The organism is Succinivibrio sp. (assembly GCF_045124615.1).
GTDB classification, from domain to species: domain Bacteria; phylum Pseudomonadota; class Gammaproteobacteria; order Enterobacterales; family Succinivibrionaceae; genus Succinivibrio; species Succinivibrio faecicola.
Genome location: NZ_JBGVMC010000404.1, coordinates 1 through 2,222 on the forward strand (window position 1 = coordinate 1; position 2,222 = coordinate 2,222).

Annotated in this window: 1 protein-coding gene; it reads right to left on the minus strand. The window is 39.0% G+C overall.

Going from position 1 to position 2,222, the window contains the following annotated elements:
* A partial coding sequence (locus tag ACJML3_RS10700) for a DNA topoisomerase (ATP-hydrolyzing) (RefSeq protein ID WP_406023107.1) occupies positions 1-1,994 on the minus strand: 1,994 nt, incomplete at its 3' end.
* Positions 1,995-2,222 lie beyond the last annotated feature (228 nt).

Here is a 2,222-nt window from a genome sequence, read left to right on the forward strand (position 1 = left end):
CCGTTAAAATCAGAAACAGGCAGAAGTGCGGTAATTCTCTCACCATTTGCAATATCAATGTTGATGAAGTTCTGAACTGGTGTACCCTTTGCGGTTCTGCTATCTGATGTAGGCAGATCGTAAACCATGCGAACAAATGCTCTACCCTTATTGGTAAAGAACATCATTCTGTCATGTGTTGAGGCAACGATAACCTTTGTTACATAATCCTCATCTTTAAGTTTTGTAGCAAGTTTGCCTCTGCCACCTCTACCCTGTGATTCATATGTAGCAATGTCCTGATACTTGATATATCCCTGTTCTGATAAAGTTACAATAACGTCACGTCTTGTAATCAGATCGCCCTTGTCTACCTTGCCTAAATCAACAGTGAATGTAGAACGGCGAGGTGATCCGAACTTCTCCTTAACCTCAACAAGCTCATTTCTGATTTCGCTCTTGAGTCTTTCTGGATTGTTCAGAATATCAAGGAAGTTTTTAATATCAGCTAAAAGTGCATTGTAGTTGTCTTTAATTTCGTCCTGAGCAAGATGTGTAAGTTTTGACAGTCTCAACTCAAGAATAGCCCTTGCCTGTGCATCTGATAAATGGTAATGACCATCAATAAGGCCTACACCTTCTTCAACACCCTGAGGAAGAGCAATATTAACACCCTCAGCTGTTCTCTGGATAACGGTGCTAATCATCTGACCATCCCAGCTTTGTGCAAGAAGTTTTAATCTTGCATCTTCTGTATTATCTGATGATGTGATGATATCAATAATCTTCTGAATGTTTGCCTTTGCAACCATCAGACCTTCGTTTACGTGTGCAATACGTCTTGCCTTGCGAAGATCAAATACGGTACGTCTTGTTACAACTTCACGACGGAACTTAACAAACTCGGTTAAGATTTCCTTTAAGCTTAACTGCTTTGGATGATTGCCAACAAGAGCAACCATATTAATTGGGAAGGAAGCCTGAAGCTGGGTACTCTGATACAGATTGTTTAATACAGCCTCAGGGAATGCATCACGTTTAAGCTCAATTGCAATCTTTACAGCATTATCCTTGTCAGACAGATCGATAACATCAGAAATACCTTCAATACGCTTTTCTTTAACGAGGTTTGTAATCTGATTTACGATATCAACCTTATGAACAACATAAGGGATCTCATCGACAATAATTGTCTGTCTGCCAGATTTATCTGTTTCAATTCTGGTTCTTGAACGGATAATACATCTGCCACGACCTGTTTGATATGCCTTCTTGATTCCGTCATTACCAACAATGATACCGCCTGTTGGGAAATCAGGACCAGGAATAAACTGCATTAACTCGTCAAGAGTAAGATCAGGATTATCTAAAAGAGCTATAACAGCATCAATAGTCTCTGACAGATTGTGAGTAGGTATGTTTGTCGCCATACCAACGGCAATACCAGATGAACCATTTACAAGAAGATTTGGGAATTTTGTAGGAAGAACCTCAGGGATCTGCTCTTGTCCATCGTAGTTTGGATAGGTATCTACTGTTTCCTTGTCGATATCTGCAAGCATCTGCTCTGCAATTTTGGTCATCTTGACTTCGGTATAACGCATGGCAGCAGCGCCATCACCATCAATATTACCGAAGTTACCCTGACCGAAAATCAGAGGATCACGCATAGAGAACCACTGAGCCATACGCACAATAGTCTCATAAACCGCACTATCACCATGAGGATGGAATCTACCAACAACGTCACCAACGATACGGGCAGACTTTTTGGTAGGACCTGAGTTCACAGCATTCAGATCGTACATATCGAACAGAACACGTCTGTGAACAGGCTTTAAACCATCTCTAACATCAGGAAGAGCTCTATCTACAATAACTGACATTGCATAGTCAATAAAGGATTTTTTAAGCTCTTCTTCTAGTGTAACAACACCAACTTTTGAACTTACACTCTGAGCTGTAGTCAAATCAGTGGTGCCTGTTACGTTTGGATTTTCGGTATTATCAGACATCAAATCTACCTTATATTTTTTAATGAATTTTTATCATTCAATTGTACAGAAATTTACTCGTAAAATCAATTAAGAAAAAGGATTTCAAAGCTTTTTGTGACTTGAAAAAAAGCCTATTTTCAGCGATAATCTCAAGGATAAATGAACAGCATTTGAGAATATATTTATGTGGTTTAAAAACATTAGATTCTATACCCTTGATTTAGGCGATACACTAAACATAATCAA